Origin of the sequence: Halorubrum sp., from assembly GCF_046498025.1 — an archaeon.
In the GTDB taxonomy this organism is placed as follows: Archaea; Halobacteriota; Halobacteria; order Halobacteriales; family Haloferacaceae; genus Halorubrum.
Genome location: NZ_JAWOBM010000017.1, coordinates 83,318 through 102,337 on the forward strand (window position 1 = coordinate 83,318; position 19,020 = coordinate 102,337).

Here is a 19,020-nt window from a genome sequence, read left to right on the forward strand (position 1 = left end):
AGAGTCATGCCGGGTTCCCGGACCCTGTTGGTCCATCCCGAGAAGGGGAGCGATCGCATCATATCAGCGCTCGGCGCCGCCGGATTCGACGTGACGACGGTCAACAACGCCACGTCAGCGATCGCGAAGGTGACTACCGGAGAGTACGACTGCGTCGTGAGCGAGTACTCTCTCCCGGGCGACGACGGCCTCGCGCTCGCGGAGGCGATCGAGGAGTCGGACGCTCAGGTCCCGATCGTGATGTTCTCCGCGGTGGAGGACGAGGAGGTTCTGGAGGGCGCCTTCGAGAGCGGCGTCGACGAGTTCCTCCACAAGAACGGGTCCGCGTCGATCGATCGGCTCGTGACCGACGTCTCGACGGTCTGTTCCGCCGAGCGGGCACCGGGAGCCAAACAGGACATCTCGGGTCACGAACCCACCGCACAGGAGGTCAGCCGGGCCGTGGGCGAGGCGCCCGTCGGCGTCAGCCTCAGCGACCCCGAACTCCCGAATTACCCGCTCGTGTACGTCAACGAAGCGTGGGAGCACCACACGGGGTACCCGACCGAAGAGGCACTCGGCCGGAACCCGCGCTTCCTGCAGGGGCCCGGGACTGACCCCGAGACGGTCGAACGGCTCTCGACGGCGATCTCGGAGGAGGAGCAGATCACCGTCGAGATCCGGAACTACCGCCGCGACGGGACGCCGTTCTGGAACGAGCTGACGGTCGCCCCCGTGTACGACGCCGACGGCGACCTGGCCCACTACGTCGGGTTTCAAAACGACGTCACCGACCGCAAGCAGGCGGAGCAGCTCGCCGAGGAGCGCGCGGAGAAGCTCGCGACGGAGCGCCGGGTACTCGACCGGGTTCTGGGTCGGGTGAACGGACTGCTCAGCGAGATCAGCCGGATCCTCGTCGAGAGCCGAGACCGAGAGACGATCGCCGAGCGCGTCTGCGAGGAGATCGCTGACGAACCTGGGTACATGGGCGGGTGGATCGGCGATATCTCCTCGGCGACGGGGCGGCTGGACGTGACCGCGGCGAGCGGTATCCCCGTGGACGCGGGGTCGTCGTTCTCGCTCGAGGAGACGCCGCAGGAGGTCGCTCAGGCGGTCGAGACCGAGGAGATACAGGGGTGCTCGGCCGGGAGCGCCTCCGGCGGACCGCTCTCGCCGAGCACGGCCGGCGCCCCGCGGCTCCTCGTCGTCCCGATCACCTACGGCCAGCGCCGGTACGGCCTGCTCGGGATCTACAGCAGCGAGGGGAACGCCCTCGACCGACGCGAGCGGAAGGTGTGCGAGTCGGTCGGGAAGATGATAGCGAACGGAATGCACTCGGTGGAGACGACGCGCATCCTCACGACCGACCGGGTCGTAGAGCTCTGCGTGGCGATCGGGGACCCCTCGTTCTCGCTCTCGCGGGTCGCCGACGCGATCGGCGGGCCGATCGAACACCTCGGGACCACGCGCCTCGACGACGACGCCTGCGAGCTGTACCTCCGGGTGACGAGCCCGACGAACGACGTGAGCGCCGTCGAGGAGCTGTCGTTCGTCGATTCCGTCCGAGCGGTATCCGAGAAGAACGACGACGTGACTCTCGCCGTGACGGCCACCGAGTCGCCGCCGTTGACGCGGCTCGCGGAGTACGGCGGTGTCGTCGTCGAGGCCACCGCGGACGCCACGAGCGCGAGCCTGACCATCGAGGCGCCGCCCGAGCAGGACGTGCGGAGGATGCTCGACGTGTTCCGGACGGAGTACGACGGCGTCGAGCTCCGCTCCCGGGTCGAGCGCGAGAGCCGGGACCGGAGCCTGACCGAGTTCGCCTCCGCCGTGGACGAACGGCTCACCGACCGCCAGCGGTCGGCCCTGAAGACGGCCGAACTGAACGGGTACTTCGAATGGCCTCGGCCGGTCGACGGATCGGAGATCGCCGAGCGGATGGGGATCACTCGACAGACGTTCCACCAGCACCTCCGGGCGGCCGAACGCAAGCTGGTGGAGGCGTACGTCAACCCGCGCTCGCGGAACTGAGGGGGTCGCCAGGCCGATGTTCACCGCGCGCGACTCAGTCGAGATCGACGCCGACGTGGACGCCGTCTTCGCCTTCCTCGACGACCCTCACAACCACGCCGCAGTCACGCCTCGACTCGAGGACGTCAGGGACATCGAACGGCTCCCGAACGGCGGGAAGCGGCTGTCGTACACCTACCGGATGGCGGGGCTCGGCTTCGACGGGGCGATCGTCCAGACGGTTCACGAACCGAACGAGCGGATGACGTTCGAACTCCGCGGCCGGCTGACCGGGACCATCGACCTGACCTTCGAGCCCGCGAACGGAGGGACGAGGCTGACGTACGCGGCGACGTACGACCTCCCGGAGAACGCGCTGACCGCCCTCGGTGAGCCGGTCGTCAGGCGGTTCAACGAGCGGCAGGTCCGGGCGACGCTCGACGCGGTCGCGGAGCGGTTCGAGACCGGGGCGGCGTGACCCCGTCACCGCGAATCGAGCGCCGATACCGCCGCGTATCGGCGGATCGGGCGGCCATCCGGGAGAAGTATTAAGAACGGCTTGGCCTAACTTCAGGGCATGGACTCGGTTACCCTCCAACTCGGTTTCGACTTTGGCCTGGTGAGCATCGGCCTGCTCTTCCTGTTGCTCGTGATCGTCACGCTCTGGCAGTCGTTCGAGATCGTCGACGCCTACGAGAAGGAGGCGCTCACGGTGTTCGGCGAGTACCGGAAGCTGCTGGAACCGGGTATCAATCTCGTCCCGCCGTTCGTCTCCCGCACGTACGCGTTCGACATGCGGACGCAGACGCTCGACGTCCCGCGTCAGGAAGCGATCACGCGGGACAACTCGCCGGTGACGGCGGACGCGGTCGTCTACATCAAGGTGATGGACGCCAAGAAGGCGTTCCTCGAGGTCGACGACTACAAGAACGCCGTCTCGAACCTCGCGCAGACCACGCTCCGCGCCGTCCTCGGCGACATGGAACTCGACGACACGCTGAACAAACGCCAGGAGATCAACGCGAAGATCCGCAAGGAGTTAGACGAGCCGACGGACGAGTGGGGGATCCGCGTCGAGAGCGTCGAGGTCCGCGAGGTCAACCCCTCGAAGGAGGTCCAGCAGGCGATGGAGCAGCAGACCTCCGCCGAGCGCCGCCGGCGCGCGATGATCCTGGAGGCGCAGGGGGAACGCCGCTCGGCGGTCGAGCAGGCGGAGGGTGACAAGCAGTCGAACATCATCCGCGCGCAGGGTGAAAAACAGAGCCAGATCCTCGAGGCGCAGGGGGACGCGATTTCGACGGTCCTGCGCGCGCGCTCCGCGGAGTCGATGGGCGAGCGCGCCATCATCGAGCGCGGCATGGAGACCTTAGCGGAGATCGGGAAAGGCGAGTCGACGACGTTCGTGCTCCCGCAGGAGCTCACCAGCCTCGTCGGCCGCTACGGCAAGGCGCTCTCCGGCTCCGACGTGCAACAGATGGAGGGGTTAGAGGGCCAAGAGTTCGACGACGAGACCCGCAAGATGCTCGGGCTCGACGACATCGACGAGATCCTCGGACAGATCGAGGAGTCCGCCGAGATGGACGTCGAGGAGCTGGAGAAGGAGGCCGAGGCGGTCAAGAGCGGCGGCGCCGGCGCGGACATCAAGTCCGCGGACGAGGTCATTCAGGAGATGGACGAGGAGCCACCCGAGAGCGAGGTCGAGCGCGAGACCTGATCGGGCGCACCCGGTCGCAACGGAGCGGGTCGCGCCGTCCGATCCGCCGATTCCGCCCCGAACGAAGTGCTTTTGTCGCGCCGTCGACTATCCCCTCGCGTGACTGAGGGGTTCGACGGACGGAAGCGCGAGACGCTCCGGCGGTTCGCCGCGATCGGAGCCGCCGCGCCGTTCGTCGGGACCGCGAGCGCGGACGGCGGGGACGACACCAACGAGACCCGCGAGGCGATCCGCGGGTACGTGCCGACGACCCCCGGCGCCCACTTCTCGAAGCTCCGCGACGACCTCCGGCTGGGAACGGGCGAGGCGCAGTACCACCTCCGGAAGCTGGAGGAGGCGGGCGAGGTCGAGTCGACGAAGGACGCCGACTACCGCCGGTACTTCCCGGCCGGTCGGTTCGACGACCTCGACAAGCGCGCGCTCGGCTACCTCCGCCGTGACACTCCCCGGGGCATGGTGCTCGCGCTGCTGCGCGACCCGGACGCGACCGGTGCGGAACTCGCGGCCGCCCTGGACGTCTCGCGGCCGACGATCAGCGCCGCCGCCGCCGCGCTCGACGACGCCGGGCTGCTCGACCGGACCGACGGCTACGCGCTGACCGAGCCGGAGCGGCTGCTCACCCTCGTGGTCCGGTACGCCGACTCGTTCGACGCCGACGCGGTCTCGTTCGCCGACGACGCGGCCGAGTTCGTCGCCTACGACCCGTAGCCGACGCCGTCGGCGACGGTTTTCTGGCCCCTAGGCCGTGACCATCCACGTCGTGCCGGAGGAGTACCCCCACTTCTCGACGTCGATGTCTTTCGCCGCGTCCGCGACGGCGGTCATGTTCGCGCCGACTTCCTTCGCCGAGAGGTCGAGGTCGTCGGCGATCAGTCGCGACTTGAAGTACGTCCGCTCGCCGGCGTTCTCGCGTAGGTAGCGCAGGATACGCGCCTGTTTCGCGGAGAGGGCGGCGGGCTCTGCGGCGACCGTCTCCGGTTGAACCGTGCTCATACCGGACGGACGCGTCCTCCGTTCATAAACGGGTTGGTAGGTCCGGTTAACACCCCGCAGTCTAGCGGTTTCCCCGACGAGCGGCCGGGCGGCCCCCGGGCCTCTATCCGATTTCGGTACGATCATCGAACCATCGGGGCTTCGCCCCGGCTCGGCGAGAGCGGCTCAGTACAGGTCCGAGACGAACGGACCGAGCGCTCCCGCCACCGCCGCCGCCAGCGCGTCGGCGCGGTCGACGCGGCCGGCCGTGAGCGCCCCCGCGGCGCCGCCTCGCCTCGCGACCCCCGTCGTGTCGAGGAGGTCGTCCATCACGGGACCGAGCTCCGCCCCGGCGTCGATCCGCGCGGCGACGTCGGCCGGGAGCTCGAGGCTCGGTCCGGCTCCGCGTCCCGTGCGCGACCCGTCCGAGACCGCCGCCCACATGACGAGGAAGAGCCCGTCGGTGCCGTCGAACCGCGCGACGCCGCCCTCGACCCCGACGCCGAGGTCGTGTTCGCCCGCGTCGAGGACCGCCTCGGCGCGGTTCTCCGCGCCGGCGATCGTCTCGGCGTGCCCCGTCGGCTGCTCGCTCACGCCCGACGGGACGGGCACCGACTCGATCGCGACGGTCGCGGGATCGCCGTCGGCCTCGTCGACGAGGGCGGTCCCCTCCGACGACTCTAAGGCCAGTTCGACCGCGCGTCGCTTCACCGGGTTGCCGCTGCCGACGCCGACTCGCATACCCGCGGTTGGACGACGGGATACGAATAGGCACCGAGTCGGCGCCGCGGGGCCGACAGTCGGGTCGATTCCGGGCGGCGACAGTCGGGTCGCTCCGTGCGGCTACGGGGACGCCTCCGGGAACGCCTCGGGGTGAAAGAGCCTCGCCAGCCGCTCGACGCCGTCGATCAGGGCGGGGCTCGGCTGATTCAACAGCGAGTCGTCGATCACGTGGACGGGCGCGTCGACGGACCAGTCGCGCTCGGTGACGGTCGCGGGGTCGACGCGGTCGCCGTGACCGCAGACGTGGACGACGAGGTGGTCGGGGTCGGCCGCCTCGACGCCCGCCGGGTCGACCTCGCGGGACCGCTCGCCGGGGTCGACGAAGGGGTACTCGCCGCCGGCGGCGCGGACGGCGTCGGGCACCCAGTTGCCGGCGGCCATCGGCGGGTCCGACCACTCCTCGCAGTAGACGGTCGGGCGCGGACGGTCCGCGACCGCCTCGGCGATCTGATCGAGCCGTTCGCGGGCTTCCTCGGCGAGTCGTTCGCCGGCCGGACGGTCCCCCACGTCGGCGCCGCGGGCGGCGAACGACGCGACCGCCTCGTCGAGCGTCGCCGGCTCCCGGTGGCGGACGTCGAACCCCCGGTCGCGGCAGTCGCCGGCGAGGTCGGCCTGTAACCCGTCGCTCGTGAGGACGACGTCGGGATCGAGGTCGGCGACGCGGTCGAGGTCCGGGTTGAGCCACCCGCCGACGGCGACGGGGGACTCCCCGCCGTGCGCCGACCCCGCATCCGGGGCCGGGTCGCAGTGGTGGGTGACGCCGACGAGCGTCTCGGCGGCGCCCAGCGCGCTCACGGTGGCTGTCGCGCTCGGCGCCAGCGAGACGACGCGTGGATCGGTCATCACGCTCACTCGGGGTCCCGGGTGCCCAAACGTTTCGGTCGGCGCGACTCGGCGGTCGCGTCACTCGCCGAAAACACGTGATAGATCGTGTCCTTTCGTCGGGTTTCCGGCGACACGTTCCGGTCGTTTTAAGTTCGGTTCCGGCGTCTATCGGACAAGATCGCTCTCGGATCCTGTTCAGTTACCGAGAGGGGGTTTAGCCATGAGTGAACGACTACACACGCGGGGGAGTCGCTCCCGAACGGAGACGGACGCGGAGGAATCGGAACGAACCGACGAGACGCTCAACTGTCCGGAGTGCGGCGGGAACGTCATCAACGACGAGGAGCACGGAGAGAGCGTCTGCGCCGACTGCGGGCTCGTCGTCGAGGCCGACTCGGTCGACCGCGGCCCGGAGTGGCGCGCGTTCGACTCCCGCGAGAAGGACGAGAAGAGCCGCGTCGGCGCCCCGACGACCAACACGATGCACGACAAGGGGCTCTCGACGAACATCGACTGGCGCGACAAGGACGCGTACGGGCGGTCGCTCGGCGCCCGCCAGCGCCAGAAGATGCAGCGGCTCCGCAAGTGGAACGAGCGGTTCCGCACCCGCGACTCCAAGGAGCGGAACCTGAAGCAGGCGCTCGGCGAGATCGACCGGATGGCCAGCGCACAGGGGCTCCCGGACAACGTCCGCGAGACGGCGTCGGTCATCTACCGCCGCGCGCTCGACGAGGACCTCCTCCCGGGCCGCTCCATCGAGGGCGTCTCCACCTCCTGCGTGTACGCCGCCGCTCGGATGGCCGGCGTCCCCCGCTCGCTCGACGAGATCGCCGACGTCTCCCGCGTCGAGAAGGCGGAGATCGCGCGGACGTACCGCTACGTCGTCCGCGAGCTCAAGCTCGAAGTGAAGCCGGCCGACCCCGAGCAGTACGTCCCCCGGTTCGCCTCCGACCTGGAGCTCTCCGAGGAGTCCGAGATGCGCGCGAAGAGCCTCCTGCGCAACGCCAAGGAGAAGGGCGTCCACTCCGGCAAGTCGCCGGTGGGCCTCGCCGCGGCCGCCGTCTACGCCGCCGCCCTCCTCACCAACGAGAAGACGACGCAGGCCGCCGTCTCGGAGGTCGCGGACATCAGCGAGGTCACCATCCGGAACCGGTACCACGAGCTGTTGGAGGCCGAGGACGGCCTCGTCGCGTAGGCGCCCCGTCCCCCTCTTTTCCCGACTACTCCGCTTCGGTCGGACGCACACAGCTAAGTCCCCGGCCGCGGAACGCCCGCGTATGTTCGAGGAGTTCGTCCTGACCGCGAGCACGGCCGACCTCTCGGAGGAGCCGCGCGCCCGCGAGCACGCCGACGCCGTGGAGTTCCGGATGGACCTCGCAAACTCCCCGCTCGTCCAGCTCGACGCGTACGACGGCGAACTCCCGCTGCTCGTCACGAACCGCGCGTCGTGGGAGGGCGGCGAGGCCGAGGACTTGGGGAGGTACGACGCGCTCTCGACCGCGATCGGGCACGCCGCGGTCGCCGCGGTCGACGTCGAGCTCGCCGCCCTCCGCGGGAACGCGCCCGAGGGCGAGCGGTCGCACGCGACCGCGCTCCGCGACACGGCTCGCGAGGAGGACGTCGACGTGGTCGTCTCTGTCCACGACTTCGAGTCGACGCCGGAGCCGGGCGCGCTCGTCGACCTCCTCACCGACGCGGCGGGCGAGGGCGACGTGGGGAAGCTGGCGACGACCGCGGCCGCGCCAGCGGACGCGCTCGCGATGATCGAGGCGACCCACGAGGCGACCGCCGCCGGCCACCGCGTCGCGACGATGTGCATGGGCGAGCCCGGCCGCCACACCCGTGCGGTCACCCCGATCTACGGTTCGAAGATCGGCTACGCGCCCGTCGACTCCGCGGACGCGACCGCGCCCGGCCAGTACCCGCTCGCGACGCTCCGCCGGTTGGTAGACGGACTGCGAGACGGTGGGGCGGACGCGTGATCTATTTATAAACAAACGGTGCGGCGGCGCGTGCCTCCGAGCGCCCTTCGGGCGCGAGGAGCACGCGCGAGGGAGGCGGCGGTCCGGCTCGGCTCTGCCCGCGCCGGGCCGTCCGCCGAGGGTAGGGCGGTGTGAGGTGCGGTGCTGTGCGGTCGGGGTGGGACTCAAAGGAGCAGCCGCGAGGGCGAAGCACGACGACGTAAGCACCGCAGAGAGCGAGTGAAACGAGCGAACGAGGAGCGCAGCGAGTCGCGCGAGCCCTCGCGGCTGGGGCTTTGGAGGTGTTTCGCGAATCACCGACGGCAGCGATGTATAAACGAGTGGCTGGGGCTTTGGAGGTGTCCACCGTGTCAGCAACGACCTACATACCAACAGTCGGTACTACGTCGGTGTTCTCGGGTGAAACCCGTTTTCGTACTGATAAATAGCCGTCCTGCTCACGAACCGTTTTCCCGCCCGCCACGTCTGAGAGCCAAACCGCTTTAGGAGCGCCCCCGTAAGGACAGGTAATGGCGACGTGCGACGTGTGTGGGGAGTACGAGAACCTCCCGTACCAGTGTAAGCGGTGCGGCCAGACGTTCTGCGCCGAGCACCGTCTGCCGGAGAACCACGACTGCCCGGGGCTCGCCGAGTGGAACGACCCGGGCGGCGTGTTCGACAGCGGCTTCGACGAGAGCGTCCAGGCCGGCGGGTCCGGCGGTTCGGACGGGGAGTCCGCGGGCGTCACGGAGCGCGTCAAGCGCCGCGTCGACCGCGAGACGAGCACGGGCGGGCTCGTGAGCTACTTCCGCGGGAACGCGACGTACGCCCTGTTGGCGGCGATGTGGATCACCTTCCTCGCGCAGTGGGTCGTGACGCTCACCCTCGGCGACGCCGCCCACAGCCAGATCTTCGTCCTCCGGTCGGACGCGATCGGGCGCGTCTGGACGTGGGTGACCTCGGTGCTGTCGCACTCCCGGCTCCAGCTGTTCCACATCATCGGTAACAGCATCGTGATTTTGTTCTTCGGCCCGCTCGTCGAGCGCGCGGTCGGATCCAGACGCTTCGTGGCGTTCTTCTTCGGCGCGGGGATCCTCGCGGGCCTCGGCCACGTCCTGTTCGCGATCGCGACGGGCGCGCCGACGACCGGCGTGGTCGGGGCCAGCGGCGCCGGCTTCGCGATCCTCGGCGTGCTCACCGTGTGGCGCCCGAACATGCAGGTACTCCTCTTTTTCATCGTCCCGATGAAGATCAAGTACCTCACGTGGGGAATCGCGCTCGTCTCGGCGGTACTCGTGATCCAGAGCGGCACGGGCGGCGTCGGCGGCATCGCGCACCTCGCGCACCTGATCGGCTTCGCGATCGGGCTCGCGTTCGGGAAGCGCAACGAGAGCCTCGCGCGGACCGCGGGCGGTCCCGGCGGGATGAACATGGGCGGCGTGCGCGGCCCGCGCGGTCCGGGCGGGCCGGGCGGCCCCGGCGGGCGCTTTTAAATGTCACCGCCGGATTCGTCGCCGACCCCGTCGGGTTCGCCGGTCGGTCCGGACGCCGTCGCGCACCCGGAGTTCCTCCCGGACCCCGCGCTTTCGCGGGGAGAGATGGAGTCGCGCCAGCGCGAGCTGGCCGCGACGGCGACGTTCGCGGACGACCACGACCTCGACCCCGCCGCGGTGGCGATCGAGGAGCCGTTCGACCTCGCTGACGGCCTCCCGCCCGCCAGTCCGAACGCGGGCGACCCCGGATCGCAGTCGCGGATCGATCCGGACCTGTCGGTCGGACCGGACCCGGAGGCGCCCGTCGTCGTCGGCGTCGATCAGGCGTTCCTGACGCCCGACGACGGGGAGGAACGGGCCGTCTCCGCGGCGGTCGCGATCCGGGGGGGCGTCGTGATCGAGTACGCGAGCGCTGTCACGCCGCTCTCGATTCCGTACGTTCCGGGCCTCCTCGCGTTCCGCGAGGGGGAGCCGATGCTGGCCGCGCTCGACGCGCTGGACGCCGAGCCGGACCTGCTGGTCTGTGACGGCTCCGGTCGGATCCACTTCCGGGAGGCCGGCATCGCGACCCACGTCGGCGTCCTGTTGGACGTGCCGAGCGTCGGCGTCGCGAAGCGCCTGCTGTGCGGCGAACCGGACGGGTCGACCGACGGGCGACCCGAGGGGTGGCGGACGCCGATCCGAGCCGACGAGTCCGTGGAGACGGCGGACCCGACCGACCGGACCGTCATCGGCTACGCCTACCAGTCGCGGCAGTACCCGACCAGCCGCCGCGTGAACCCCCTGTACGTGAGCCCCGGCCACCGGGTCTCTGCCGAGACGACAGTCGACCTGGTCGAGGCGCTGTGCGCGGGGTACAAGCTGCCCGAGCCGACCCGGCTCGCGGACGCGTACGCGGACGCCGTGAAGCGACGGCGCGGATAGTCGGATCGGGAGAGGGACCGGATCACCGGGGTAACCGGATCGGGAGGGCGACCGGAGCGCCGGCGCGCCGGCTCGGACGACCGTGCCACGAATTGTCACGGACCGTCGGATTATATAGGCTGGCCCGCGAACGCGAATCCATGGGAGACGAGGAGACGGACGGACCGATGTCTGCCGAGGAGTTCCGCTCGCTGCGCGACGGCCTGGTGCGTCAGAGCTCCGGGGGGGGGACGACCGTTTACAAGAACGCCGCCGGCGTCGGCTGCCCGAACCCCGACTGCGACCGCGGCGTGTTCCAGACGCTGTTCGTCAGCGACCACGGCTGGCAGCAGATCGGCGCGACCCGCGACGGGATCGACCTCTGCCTGTGTAACACCGAGACGAAGCGGCTCGTGTTCATCCACGACGAGTGACGGATGAGGATGAGAGGACAGTGACCGACGAGTTCGATCCGGTCGCGGCGCTACACGAGCACCTCGCGGCCACCGAGGAGCGCCCCGTGGAGCGAGCGGCCGGCTGGCGACTCGGGGAGGCGCAGGCGCTGGCCGCGGAGATCGCCGGCGGCGGGGTCGACGAGGCGACCGTCGTCAGGCGAGCCGGAGAGATCCGAACGCTGCTCGCGGAGGTCGACGGGACCGGCGACGCGGCGGCCGACGACCACGTCGCCGCCGCGCGAGAGCTCGCGAACCGCATCGCGAATCGGACGGACGGCGACTGAGCGACGGCGCTCGACTCGGAGCGCTCGACTCGAAGCGCACGTCTCGGTTCCGAGCGGAGCGAACGCACCCGGCGAGCCGCTCCCGACGACCGGCGGTTCAGTCGTCCGCCGTCGACTCGCCGCCCGCGTCGGCGGCGCACCGGTTCGGACCCAGCTCTAACTCGATCGCCGCGGTCTCGTCCGGCGGCGACTCGACGCCCCGGTTGGCCGCGATGACGCGCTCGTAGTTCGGCGGTTTCTCCGGTAGCGTCGCCGTGATCCGGTCCACGAACGCCTCGCGGTCGAGGCCGAGCACGTCGAGCCCCCGGCGAGCCGCGCCCACCGTCGTCGTCACCGGCTCGCCGGGCACGACGTCGCCGGTCGTCCCGTCGTTCGCGACCGCGAAGTGACCGGGACAGACGACGACGTCGTCGGGCTCCGCGAGCAGGGTCCCGTGGAGCGAGTCGTAGAGCCGCTCGGCGCCGGTCGCCGCGCCGACGGTCTCGCTATCGTCGCCACCCTCCTCCTCGCCGCCCGCCGCGAACTGCAGTTCCGTCCGGCCGACGCTGTCGGTGAAGAGCGTGTCGCCGGTGAGGACCGCCGACCGCCCGACGAGGTAGCTCGCCCCGTCGTCTGTGTGGCCGGGGGTCGCGAGCGCCTTCAGGTCGACGCCGCCGACGCCGAGCGTATCGTTGCGCGCGATGGGCTCGAACGCGTAGGCCACGTCGCGCTCGGCGGCCGCCGCCGGGAGGTAGTAGGGCACGCCGAGCTCGTCTGCGAGCGTCCGGCCGCCGGAGAGGTGGTCGGCGTGGACGTGCGTGTCGAGGACCGCCGCGATCGACGCGTCGTGCGCGTTGGCGGCCTCCCGCCACTCGTCGCCGTGTCTGGAGACGTCGACGGCGACGGCGACGCGGTCGGAGCCGTCGGAATCGGCGACGGCGACGCGGTCGGAGTCGTCGGGCTCCGCTTCGGCGGCCTGACCGCCCACCACGAGGTACCCGAGGCACCCCTTCGCGCGCCGCTGGATCTGGACGACGTCGAGCGGCTCGTCGCCCGCGTCGGGGAGGGGCACCGCGGTCCGGTCGTACACGCCCGACCAGCCGCGCATCCCTTCGGCCACGACGGTGACGTCGTCGTAGCCCGCCGCCTCGAGCTCCTCGGCGAAGTCGAGCGAGGCCTTCCCCTTCGCGCAGGCCGTGACGATCGCGTCGTCCGCGTCGAGGCCGGTCTGGGCCTCGAAGTCGTCGATATCGAACTCGTGGAACGGCTTGTAGAAGTAGTGGATCGAGTCGGCGATCCGCCAGCTCTCGTAGCTCTCGCGGGGCCGCGTGTCGACGAGGGCGAACGACCGCTCGCCCCGTCGGCGCTCGTCGATCCTGTCGCGGAACGCGTCCGCGTCGATGACGGTTGGCATGCCCCACGGTAGGCGCCGAACGGCAAAACGCTGTGTGGTGGGAGTCGGACCGCGTTCGGGGCGGGAGCCGGACCGCGTTCGGGGCGGGAGCCGGACCGCGTTCGCGGATCCTCTCCCGCCCGCGATGGACAGGTTTTAGCCGAACGGCCGGACAGATGGGCGCATGGTCGAGGCGTTCGCGGTCGCCAGCGGGAAGGGCGGCACGGGCAAGACGACGAGCACGCTCGCGCTCGGGATGGCGCTGGCCGACGAGCACGACGTCACCGTCGTCGACGCCGACACCGGGATGGCGAACCTCCTCTTTCACACCGGGCTCGACGACGCGACGGTCACCCTTCACGACCTGCTCGTCGAGGGGACCGCGACGGACGTCGCCGAGGCGACGTACGACCGTTTCGGGCTCTCCGTGGTGCCCTGCGGCACGTCGCTCGCGGGCTTCGAGGCGGCCGAGCCGGGTCGGCTCCGCGACGTGGTCGCCGAGCTCGCGAGCGACACCGACGTGCTCCTGCTCGACTCGCCGGCCGCGCTCGGCTCGAAGTCGGCCGTCCTGCCGGTCGTTCTCGCGGACCGCGTCGTCGTCGTCGTCGAGCCGACGATCCCCGCGCTCTCGGACGGGCTGAAGGTCCAGGAGTACGCCCGGTCGTACGGCACGGAGACCGCCGGCGTCCTCTTCAACAAGGTCCGAACCGACGCCGCGGACGTGGCCGAACAGGCCGAGCGTCACTTCGGCGGGTCGGTGCTCGCGCGCGTCCCCGACAGCGACGTGGTCCGGGACGCGCGCCGCGCCGGGAAGCCCCTCCTGGCGCACGCGCCGGAGAGCGACGCGGCGGCCCGCTACCGGCGGGCGGCAGCTCGGCTCGACGTGCGCGACGGCGACGGCGGCGCGGTGGCGGACCGCTTCCGGAGCGCGGTCGTCCCCGACACGCCATGACGGACTCCGCAGACGGACGGAACGGAGCGAGGGAGTCCGGGTCCGACGGAACCGCGCCCAGGGACGCCCCGGAGCTCCGGATCCCCCGCGGCACGCTCCTGCGCTCGCGGGTCGTCTCCGACGTGGCCACGACGCTCTCGCGGGCGCTCGACCGCGAACTGACCGGCTACGCGACGCTCGTCCCGCAGGAGACGCTCCTGCTGGAGGGGGACGCGCGCGGCGTCCTCACGTTCGCGGACGGGGTTCCCGTGCTCGCGTACAACACGGTGAGCGACAGCGGCGGACCGGACGCGCTCGCGGAGCTCGCGGTGCCCGGCCCCTACCGGGTCGAGCTGTACGCGGTCGACGACGAGGGCCTCGCGGCCGCCCACGAGGAGGAGGCGCTCCGCGTCGCACCGGGCGCGGCGGCGACCGAACTCGCGGACGACCCGACGCTCGCCGACCGCACTCGCGAGGCGGCGCCCGACGAACGGCTGGCCGACCCGGAGGCGGACGACGCCGACGCCGTCGCGGCGTTTCTCGCGGACGACGACCGAATCGAGGCGATCCGAGAACAGGCCCGCGCGGAGGCGGCCGAGCGCGCCGACGAGTGGGGGCTCGACGCGGCGCTCGCGGACGACGCCGACGGCGAGGTCGACCCCGAGACCGACGGCGTTCCCGGCCCGGGGCAGTGAGCAGAGCGGTTTTGTCGCTCGCGGGCGTATCGGACTCATCACGGTCCTCCGACTCCTCCGTCTGACGACGCCCGCCGACTTCGCCGACTGGTACGCGACGAGCCGCGCGTACACCCGGCACGTCGCCGAGGGCATGGGCTTCGGGGGAGTCGACGCGATCGACGGCGCCCGAGTCGCCGACCGGCTCCGGACCGACCACACGGCGCTGCCGCCGCCGGAGGCGCGGTCGGTGGCGGCGACGCTGCTCGCCGACGGCGCCTTCTCCGAACCGTACTGCGAGTGGCTGCCGACGTGGTACGAGCTCGCGCTGCTCGCCCCGGTGCGCTACGGGGACTGGCGCCTCCGCCGCGTCGCCGCGACGGTCGCTGGGACGGCCAACGTGACGGTGACGGCCCCGCGATTCTCCCGTCCCCGAGACGTGACCATCGACGGTCGCCCGGCGCTCGCCGGCGTCTCGGGGTTCCGCGACCGCTTCCTCTTGGCCGACGCGCTGTTGCACATCGAGTGGTTCGTTCACGCCGCGGCGGCCGACGGGATCGACGTGCCCGCCGACCTCGTCGAGCGGACCCGCAGGGAGTCGCTGTCGTTCTACGGCGGCGACCGGGAGTCGCTCTCGCCGCCCGTCCGTCGGTTCCAGCGCCTCCTGTTCGCAGACGACGCGTGGGTCCGGCGGGTGAACGACCGGTACGGCCTGAACAGCCGGCTGTTCGACCTCTGGGAGCGCCTCCTCCGGGCCGAACGAGAGCGACTCTCCGACGCGTGAGCGGTCGGCTCGATAGCTGTTACAACACCTGTAACACGTTACCGGACCGGAATCCACTGTCCGCAGGTAAGTATAGACGAGGGATGACCGTAGGAGGGGGTACGGACCAGCCGACGGTTCGTCGCTCTCCGCACTTCGGCCCTCTCTCCGCCCGCTCGTCGCGTTCCTCGCCGCGCACGACCGGTTGGTCCTCTTCGTGCGCGATCGGTTCCTCTCCGTGCGCGACCGGTTTGACATTCCCCGCCCCCGCGCACGCCTGACGGATACTGGTCGCCGACCCATAACTCGGCTCTGAGTAATCTTTTATTCACCGGTGTGGCGGCCGGAAGCTTCATAGGCTGGCTCGCGGATCCTCCGAATACACGAATGGCAGTACTCTGGCTGGAGGACGTCGACGCCGGCGACGTTGGAACCGTCGGCGGGAAGGCGGCTTCGCTCGGTGAACTCATCGGTGCCGGACTCCCGGTTCCCCCGGGGTTCGCCGTCACCGCCGGCACGTACCGCACCTTCATCGAGGAGGCGGGGATCGACGAGGAGCTGTTCTCGGCCGTCGACGTCGACCCCGAAGACTCCGCCGCGCTCCGCGCCGCCGAGGAGCGGGCGGAGGAGCTCATCCTCGAGACGCCGTTCCCCGACGAGGTCCGCGAGGAGATCCTCGAGCTGTACCGCTCGATGGGCGGCGAGGGCGACGAGGCGTTCGTCGCCGTGCGCTCGTCCGCGACCGCGGAGGACCTCCCCGACTCCTCGTTCGCCGGCCAGCAGGAGACGTTCCTCAACGTCCGCGAGGACGACCTCCTGCGGCGAGTGAAGGAGTGCTGGGCCTCGCTCTTCACGCAGCGAGCGATCTACTACCGGCAGCAGCGGGGGTTCCCGCACGCGGACGTCGACATCGCGGTCGTCGTCCAGCGGATGGTCGACGCCGAGAAGTCCGGCGTGATGTTCACGAGCCACCCGTCGACCGGCGACCCGCAGATCACCATCGAGGCCGCGTGGGGCCTCGGCGAGGCGGTCGTCTCCGGCACGGTCTCGCCCGACAACTACGTCTACGACCGCGGACGCGGTGAGGTCGACGAGGTGACGCTCGCGGACAAGAAGGTGGAGATGGTGAAGGACCCCGAGACCGGCGAGACCGTCCAACTCGACGTCGAGGAGGAGCGCCGCACCGCGCGCGTCCTCTCCGACGAGGAGATCGAAGCGCTGGTCGCGCTCGGCGAGCGCGTCGAGGACCACTACGGGACCCCCCAAGACGTCGAGTGGGCGATCCACGAGGGGGAGATATACATGCTCCAGTCGCGCCCGATCACGACGATTCAGGAGGGCGAAGGGAGCGCGAACGAGGCCGACCCCGGCGACGACGCCACGACCGCCGCCGGAGACGGGGTGTCGACGCAGACCGGCGTCGCCAACGGCGGCGACGGGGGAGACGAGGAGGACGTCCTCGTCGACGGCCTCGGCGCGAGTCCGGGCGTCGTCTCCGGCGCGGTCCGGCTCGTCCACAAGCTCGACCACCTCGATCAGGTTCAGGAGGGCGACGTGATGGTGACGGAGATGACGATGCCGGACATGGTTCCGGCGATGAAGCGCGCCGCCGGGATCGTCACCGACGAGGGGGGAATGACGAGCCACGCCGCGATCATCTCCCGCGAACTCGGCGTCCCGGCGGTCGTCGGGACCGGGAACGGGACGCGAGTCCTCGAGGACGACCGGCGGGTCACCCTCGACGGCGACAAGGGCACCGTCCGCGCCGGGGTCGACGAGGAGGCCGAACCCGGCGAGGAGTTCGAGCCGGTCGAGGCGGCACGCCCCGAGACGCCGGTGAAGCCGATGACGGCCACGGAGGTGAAGGTGAACGTCTCGATTCCGGAGGCGGCCGAGCGCGCCGCCGCGACGGGGGCTGACGGGGTCGGGCTCCTCCGGATCGAACACATGGTGCTCTCGCTCGGGAAGACGCCCGAGAAGTACATCAACGACCACGGCGCCCGCGCGTATCAGGACGAGCTGATCGAGGGCGTCCGCCGCGTCGCCGACGAGTTCTACCCGCGACCGGTCCGCGTGCGCACCATCGACGCGCCCACGGACGAGTTCCGCGAGCTGGAGGGCGGCGGGGGCGAACCGAACGAGCACAACCCGATGCTCGGCTGGCGCGGGATCCGCCGCAGCCTCGACAAGCCCGACCCGTTCCGGCAGGAGCTCGCGGCGTTCGCGCGCCTCTTCGACATGGGGTACGACAACCTGGAGGTGATGTTCCCGCTGGTGAACGACGCGACAGACGTCGAGGGCGTGAAAGGCCACATGCGGGAGGCCGGCATCGACCCCGAGACGCGCCGCTGGGGCGTGATGATCGAGACGCCGGCGAGCGCGCTCCAAATCGAGGACCTGGCGGCCGCCGGTATCGACTTCGCCTCGTTCGGCACGAACGACCTCACGCAGTACACCCTGGCGGTCGACCGCAACAACGAGCACGTCGCGGACCGGTTCGACGAGCTTCATCCCGCCGTGCTCCGGCTTATCGGCGACACCATCGAGACGTGCCGCGAGCTCGGCGTCGACACGAGCATCTGCGGGCAGGCCGGGTCGAAGACGGAGATGGTCGAGTTCCTCGTCAACGAGGGAGTCTCGTCGATCTCGGCGAACATCGACGCCGTCCGCGACGTGCAACACGAGGTGAAACGGACCGAACAGCGGCTCCTCCTCGACTCGGTCCGCTGACGACGTCGACCTCCTCCGCGGTCGCGAGCTACGGTCTCCCTCCGTGCGATCGCGAGACCGGAGAGCGGAACGGGTAAGACGCTTCGCGGTAACGAGTTTCCGAATGCAGCAGCCCGAGCCGCAGTCGTTCGACAGGGTGCTCTCCTCGATGTGCACCGAGCCGCACCCCGCGGCGCGGGAGGCGGCCGAGCGCTACCTCGCGACGAACCCCGGCGACCCGGCCACCTACGAGGCGGTCGCGTCCCTGGAGGAGCGCGCGATCGAACTGCTCGCGACGCTCGCGGACCACCCGAGGCCGACCGACGCGGCCGGCTACGTCACCTCCGGCGGGACCGAGGCGAACGTGCAGGCGGTCCGCTCCGCCCGAAACCGCCACGACGCGAGCGACGTGAACGTCGTCGTCCCCGAGAGCGGCCACTTCTCCTTTCACAAGGCCGCCGAGGTGCTCGGCGTCGAGCTCCGGACGGTCCCGGTCGACGGCGACCACCGGACGCGGACCGACGCGGTGGCGGCCGCGGTCGACGACGCCACCGCGCTGGTCGTCGGCGTCGCCGGCAGCACGGAGTACGGGCGCGTGGACCCGATCCCGACGCTGACCGAGATCGCCCACGACGCCGGCGCGCTGATGCACGTCGACGCGGCGTGGGGCGGGTTCGTGCTCCCGTTCGCGGACCGCGCGTGGTCGTTCGGCGACGCGCCGATCGACACGCTGACGATCGACCCCCACAAGTTCGGACAGGCGCCCGTGCCCGCCGGCGGGCTCCTCGCCCGCGACGCCGCCGCGCTCGACGCGCTCGCGGTCGACACGCCCTACCTAGAGACCCGGTCGCAGGCGACCCTGACGGGCACGCGGAGCGGCGCCGGCGTCGCCGGGTCGGTCGCCGCGATGGAGGCGCTGTGGCCGGACGGCTACCGCGAGACGGCCGAGCGCGCGGCCGAGAACGCCGCGTGGCTCACTGACGCCCTCGCGGAGCGCGGGTACGACGTCGTCGAGCCGACGCTCCCGCTCGTCGCCGCGGCGCTCCCCGAGTCCGAGTTCGACGCGCTCCGGGACGCCGGCTGGAAGGTGTCGCGGACGGCGGCGGGCGAGCTCCGCGTCGTCTGCATGCCGCACGTGACCCGGGACGCGCTCCGGGCGTTCGTCGCCGACCTCGACCGGATTCGGGGGTGA

The 19,020-nt window shown here is 71.0% G+C and carries 19 protein-coding genes; 15 read left to right on the top strand and 4 right to left on the bottom strand.

Translation table 11 applies throughout. From position 1 onward, the window contains the following. Positions 1 to 6: 6 nt before the first annotated feature. The 4 genes from R6U01_RS03900 to R6U01_RS03915 all read left to right on the top strand — a co-directional run bounded on the left by R6U01_RS03900 (position 7) and on the right by R6U01_RS03915 (position 4,411). Complete coding sequence (locus R6U01_RS03900) at positions 7 to 2,010, top strand: bacterio-opsin activator domain-containing protein (protein WP_410285151.1); 2,004 nt, start codon at positions 7 to 9, stop codon at positions 2,008 to 2,010. A 16-nt stretch (positions 2,011 to 2,026) separates the two neighbouring features. Then, a complete protein-coding gene (locus tag R6U01_RS03905; RefSeq protein ID WP_410285152.1) occupies positions 2,027 to 2,467 on the top strand; it encodes an SRPBCC family protein in 441 nt (146 codons plus the stop codon). Between the two features lie 99 nt (positions 2,468 to 2,566). Beyond that, complete coding sequence (locus R6U01_RS03910) at positions 2,567 to 3,703, top strand: SPFH domain-containing protein (RefSeq protein ID WP_410285153.1); 1,137 nt, start codon at positions 2,567 to 2,569, stop codon at positions 3,701 to 3,703. 99 nt (positions 3,704 to 3,802) lie between these two features. Beyond that, entirely contained in the window at positions 3,803 to 4,411 is a 609-nt protein-coding gene (locus R6U01_RS03915; protein WP_410285154.1) for a winged helix-turn-helix transcriptional regulator, read from the top strand. A 30-nt stretch (positions 4,412 to 4,441) separates the two neighbouring features. On the opposite strand, the gene R6U01_RS03920 is transcribed toward R6U01_RS03915, so the two are convergent. From R6U01_RS03920 to R6U01_RS03930, 3 genes are all read right to left on the bottom strand, one after another. Further along, the gene (locus R6U01_RS03920) at positions 4,442 to 4,696 is read right to left on the bottom strand and encodes a hypothetical protein (RefSeq protein WP_410285155.1); all 255 of its coding nucleotides are present in this window, start codon (positions 4,694 to 4,696) and stop codon (positions 4,442 to 4,444) included. Positions 4,697 to 4,861: 165 nt separating this feature from the next. Beyond that, complete coding sequence (locus tag R6U01_RS03925) at positions 4,862 to 5,416, bottom strand: DUF84 family protein (RefSeq protein ID WP_410285156.1); 555 nt, start codon at positions 5,414 to 5,416, stop codon at positions 4,862 to 4,864. A gap of 102 nt (positions 5,417 to 5,518) precedes the next feature. Continuing rightward, positions 5,519 to 6,301 (bottom strand): cobalamin-binding protein, encoded by a 783-nt coding sequence (locus tag R6U01_RS03930; protein ID WP_410285157.1) that lies wholly within the window; start codon positions 6,299 to 6,301, stop codon positions 5,519 to 5,521. Positions 6,302 to 6,503: 202 nt separating this feature from the next. Between R6U01_RS03930 and R6U01_RS03935 the strand changes: the two genes are divergently transcribed. The 6 genes from R6U01_RS03935 to R6U01_RS03960 all read left to right on the top strand — a co-directional run bounded on the left by R6U01_RS03935 (position 6,504) and on the right by R6U01_RS03960 (position 11,379). Next, positions 6,504 to 7,478, top strand: a complete 975-nt coding sequence (locus R6U01_RS03935; RefSeq protein WP_410285158.1) for a transcription initiation factor IIB — start codon at positions 6,504 to 6,506, stop codon at positions 7,476 to 7,478. An 82-nt stretch (positions 7,479 to 7,560) separates the two neighbouring features. Then, positions 7,561 to 8,265, top strand: a complete 705-nt coding sequence (locus tag R6U01_RS03940) for a type I 3-dehydroquinate dehydratase (RefSeq protein ID WP_410285159.1) — start codon at positions 7,561 to 7,563, stop codon at positions 8,263 to 8,265. Between the two features lie 509 nt (positions 8,266 to 8,774). After that, positions 8,775 to 9,737 carry a rhomboid family intramembrane serine protease gene (locus tag R6U01_RS03945; protein ID WP_410285160.1) on the top strand — a complete coding sequence of 321 codons (963 nt, stop codon included), beginning with the start codon at positions 8,775 to 8,777 and terminating at the stop codon, positions 9,735 to 9,737. Then, a complete protein-coding gene (locus R6U01_RS03950; protein ID WP_410285161.1) occupies positions 9,738 to 10,661 on the top strand; it encodes an endonuclease V in 924 nt (307 codons plus the stop codon). Positions 10,662 to 10,801: 140 nt separating this feature from the next. Further along, complete coding sequence (locus R6U01_RS03955) at positions 10,802 to 11,074, top strand: hypothetical protein (RefSeq protein WP_410285162.1); 273 nt, start codon at positions 10,802 to 10,804, stop codon at positions 11,072 to 11,074. 20 nt (positions 11,075 to 11,094) lie between these two features. Then, positions 11,095 to 11,379: a hypothetical protein gene (locus R6U01_RS03960; RefSeq protein WP_410285163.1), complete on the top strand. Its 285-nt coding sequence runs from the start codon at positions 11,095 to 11,097 to the stop codon at positions 11,377 to 11,379. Positions 11,380 to 11,476: 97 nt separating this feature from the next. Here the strand turns inward: R6U01_RS03960 and R6U01_RS03965 are convergent, their stop codons facing one another. Further along, a complete protein-coding gene (locus R6U01_RS03965) occupies positions 11,477 to 12,772 on the bottom strand; it encodes an MBL fold metallo-hydrolase (protein ID WP_410285164.1) in 1,296 nt (431 codons plus the stop codon). 163 nt (positions 12,773 to 12,935) lie between these two features. Between R6U01_RS03965 and R6U01_RS03970 the strand changes: the two genes are divergently transcribed. The 5 genes from R6U01_RS03970 to mfnA all read left to right on the top strand — a co-directional run bounded on the left by R6U01_RS03970 (position 12,936) and on the right by mfnA (position 19,020). Beyond that, positions 12,936 to 13,703, top strand: coding sequence for an AAA family ATPase (locus R6U01_RS03970; RefSeq protein WP_410285165.1), 768 nt, complete (start codon positions 12,936 to 12,938; stop codon positions 13,701 to 13,703). Then, positions 13,700 to 14,377, top strand: a complete 678-nt coding sequence (locus R6U01_RS03975; RefSeq protein ID WP_410285166.1) for a hypothetical protein — start codon at positions 13,700 to 13,702, stop codon at positions 14,375 to 14,377. The genes R6U01_RS03970 and R6U01_RS03975 overlap by 4 nt, the downstream gene beginning before the upstream one ends. A 133-nt stretch (positions 14,378 to 14,510) precedes the next feature. After that, positions 14,511 to 15,140, top strand: a complete 630-nt coding sequence (locus tag R6U01_RS03980) for a hypothetical protein (RefSeq protein ID WP_410285167.1) — start codon at positions 14,511 to 14,513, stop codon at positions 15,138 to 15,140. A gap of 366 nt (positions 15,141 to 15,506) precedes the next feature. Next, entirely contained in the window at positions 15,507 to 17,849 is a 2,343-nt protein-coding gene (gene ppsA, locus R6U01_RS03985; protein WP_410285168.1) for a phosphoenolpyruvate synthase, read from the top strand. Positions 17,850 to 17,952: 103 nt separating this feature from the next. After that, a complete protein-coding gene (mfnA, locus tag R6U01_RS03990) occupies positions 17,953 to 19,020 on the top strand; it encodes a tyrosine decarboxylase MfnA (RefSeq protein WP_410285169.1) in 1,068 nt (355 codons plus the stop codon).

Excerpts from the sequence above, each read along its gene's own strand:
- R6U01_RS03910 (WP_410285153.1), top strand. The coding sequence starts at position 2,567 with ATGGACTCGGTTACCCTCCAACTCGGTTTCGACTTTGGCCTGGTGAGC.
- R6U01_RS03955 (WP_410285162.1), top strand. The coding sequence starts at position 10,802 with ATGGGAGACGAGGAGACGGACGGACCGATGTCTGCCGAGGAGTTCCGC.
- R6U01_RS03930 (WP_410285157.1), bottom strand. The coding sequence starts at position 6,301 with ATGACCGATCCACGCGTCGTCTCGCTGGCGCCGAGCGCGACAGCCACC.
- R6U01_RS03950 (WP_410285161.1), top strand. The coding sequence starts at position 9,738 with ATGTCACCGCCGGATTCGTCGCCGACCCCGTCGGGTTCGCCGGTCGGT.
- R6U01_RS03970 (WP_410285165.1), top strand. The coding sequence starts at position 12,936 with ATGGTCGAGGCGTTCGCGGTCGCCAGCGGGAAGGGCGGCACGGGCAAG.
- R6U01_RS03980 (WP_410285167.1), top strand. The coding sequence starts at position 14,511 with ATGGGCTTCGGGGGAGTCGACGCGATCGACGGCGCCCGAGTCGCCGAC.
- R6U01_RS03920 (WP_410285155.1), bottom strand. The coding sequence starts at position 4,696 with ATGAGCACGGTTCAACCGGAGACGGTCGCCGCAGAGCCCGCCGCCCTC.
- R6U01_RS03975 (WP_410285166.1), top strand. The coding sequence starts at position 13,700 with ATGACGGACTCCGCAGACGGACGGAACGGAGCGAGGGAGTCCGGGTCC.
- ppsA (WP_410285168.1), top strand. The coding sequence starts at position 15,507 with ATGGCAGTACTCTGGCTGGAGGACGTCGACGCCGGCGACGTTGGAACC.
- R6U01_RS03905 (WP_410285152.1), top strand. The coding sequence starts at position 2,027 with ATGTTCACCGCGCGCGACTCAGTCGAGATCGACGCCGACGTGGACGCC.
- R6U01_RS03965 (WP_410285164.1), bottom strand. The coding sequence starts at position 12,772 with ATGCCAACCGTCATCGACGCGGACGCGTTCCGCGACAGGATCGACGAG.
- R6U01_RS03900 (WP_410285151.1), top strand. The coding sequence starts at position 7 with ATGCCGGGTTCCCGGACCCTGTTGGTCCATCCCGAGAAGGGGAGCGAT.
- R6U01_RS03945 (WP_410285160.1), top strand. The coding sequence starts at position 8,775 with ATGGCGACGTGCGACGTGTGTGGGGAGTACGAGAACCTCCCGTACCAG.
- mfnA (WP_410285169.1), top strand. The coding sequence starts at position 17,953 with ATGCAGCAGCCCGAGCCGCAGTCGTTCGACAGGGTGCTCTCCTCGATG.
- R6U01_RS03925 (WP_410285156.1), bottom strand. The coding sequence starts at position 5,416 with ATGCGAGTCGGCGTCGGCAGCGGCAACCCGGTGAAGCGACGCGCGGTC.
- R6U01_RS03935 (WP_410285158.1), top strand. The coding sequence starts at position 6,504 with ATGAGTGAACGACTACACACGCGGGGGAGTCGCTCCCGAACGGAGACG.
- R6U01_RS03940 (WP_410285159.1), top strand. The coding sequence starts at position 7,561 with ATGTTCGAGGAGTTCGTCCTGACCGCGAGCACGGCCGACCTCTCGGAG.